Source organism: Komagataeibacter kakiaceti JCM 25156 (assembly GCF_000613305.1).
On the sequence record NZ_BAIO01000593.1, the window covers coordinates 1 to 1291 of the forward strand.

3 protein-coding genes are annotated in these 1291 nt (G+C 60.3%); 2 read left to right on the forward strand and 1 reads right to left on the reverse strand.

Annotated elements, in window-relative coordinates:
• A partial coding sequence (locus JCM25156_RS25655; RefSeq protein ID WP_034960611.1) for a malate:quinone oxidoreductase occupies positions 1-190 on the forward strand: 190 nt, incomplete at its 5' end.
• A gap of 50 nt (positions 191-240) precedes the next feature.
• On the opposite strand, the gene JCM25156_RS16930 is transcribed toward JCM25156_RS25655, so the two are convergent.
• Positions 241-849, reverse strand: coding sequence for a LabA-like NYN domain-containing protein (locus tag JCM25156_RS16930; protein WP_025814073.1), 609 nt, complete (start codon positions 847-849; stop codon positions 241-243).
• A gap of 192 nt (positions 850-1041) precedes the next feature.
• On the opposite strand from JCM25156_RS16930, the gene JCM25156_RS16935 reads away from it, so the two are divergent.
• The coding region (locus tag JCM25156_RS16935; RefSeq protein ID WP_025814074.1) for a 2-amino-4-hydroxy-6-hydroxymethyldihydropteridine diphosphokinase at positions 1042-1291 on the forward strand (250 nt) is incomplete at its 3' end.

Consider the following 1291-nt stretch of genomic DNA (forward strand, 5'->3'; position numbering starts at 1 on the left):
CCCCGGTGCGTCCACCGCCGCGCCCATCATGCTGACGGTGCTGCAGCGCTGCTTTGGCGGTCGCCTGCCGCAATGGGCGGCCCGCCTGCGTGAAATCGTGCCGTCCTACGGCGTCAAGCTGGCGCAGGATCCCGAACTGTGCGCGCAGGTGCGTGAGCGCACCCGCACGGTCCTGCAACTGGAGGGCTGAGGGAGCTGCCACGCCCGGCCTTGCAGGGCCGGGCATGTGCCCGCCATCCGTCAGTCCTCGTCGTGTTCGCTCATCTGGTCGGCCGGGTGGCGGACAGGCGGGGCGGTCGTGCGGGGCGGGCGGTTCTCGATCTGGCGGCGCATGAAATGCGTTGCGATGTCGGCCAGTTCAATGAACTGGTCGGCCTGCCGGCGCAGTTCATCGCCAATAAGCGGAGGGGAGGTCTTGATGGACCCGACCACCGTGGTCCGCACGCCCTGGCGCTGCACGGATTCCAGCAGGCGGCGGAAATCCGAATCCCCGCTGAACAGCACGGCGTGGTCGATATGGGAGGCCATTTCCATCATGTCCACCGCCAGTTCCACATCCATGTTGCCCCGCACGCGGCGGCGGCCATTGTTGTCAATGAACTCGCGCGCGCTCTTGGTCACAAGCGTGTAGCCGTTATAGACAAGCCAGTCGGTCAGCGGCTTGAGGGGGGAATACTCCTCGGTGTCCAGCACGGCGGAATAGTAATAGGCCCGCAATACGTTAGATTTCGAACGGAAAAACTGCAGCAGCTTGCGATAATCGACCTCAAATCCAAGATTGCGGGAAGCGGAATACAGGCTGGTGCCATCTATAAAAAGGCAGAGCCGCTCCTGGGGTTGAAAAAACATTTATGATCTGTCCCTGAAACAAGAAAGTGGATACGCCACGGTCGAGTTAAATTCTGTCTGGTATGTATTCTGCATCGAAGTGAAAGTTGTCGGGTAACGCTGTTTCATGATGTATGAAGCCGGTATCCTACCAGAAGTTTCCTAACCAGTGGATTACTACCCGACCATAACCGTCCGGAATACAGATTTCATATGACAATGCTGCAATCTGCTTCTTCCCGCGTCGATATCCTGATAGCGGTCGGGGCCAACCTGCCACGCGAAAGTGGTGAAACTGCGGCCGAGACCTGCCTGTGGGCCGTGGACCAGCTTGCGTGCATCGATGGCCTGTCCATTATAGCAGTATCGGACTGGTATGAAAGCGCGCCCGTGCCCCCTTCGGGCCAGCCGCCCTATGTCAATGGCGTGGTGCGGCTGTCGGGGCAGGTGGACCCGGCCTGGC

Excerpts from the sequence above, each read along its gene's own strand:
- JCM25156_RS16930 (WP_025814073.1), bottom strand. The coding sequence starts at position 849 with ATGTTTTTTCAACCCCAGGAGCGGCTCTGCCTTTTTATAGATGGCACC.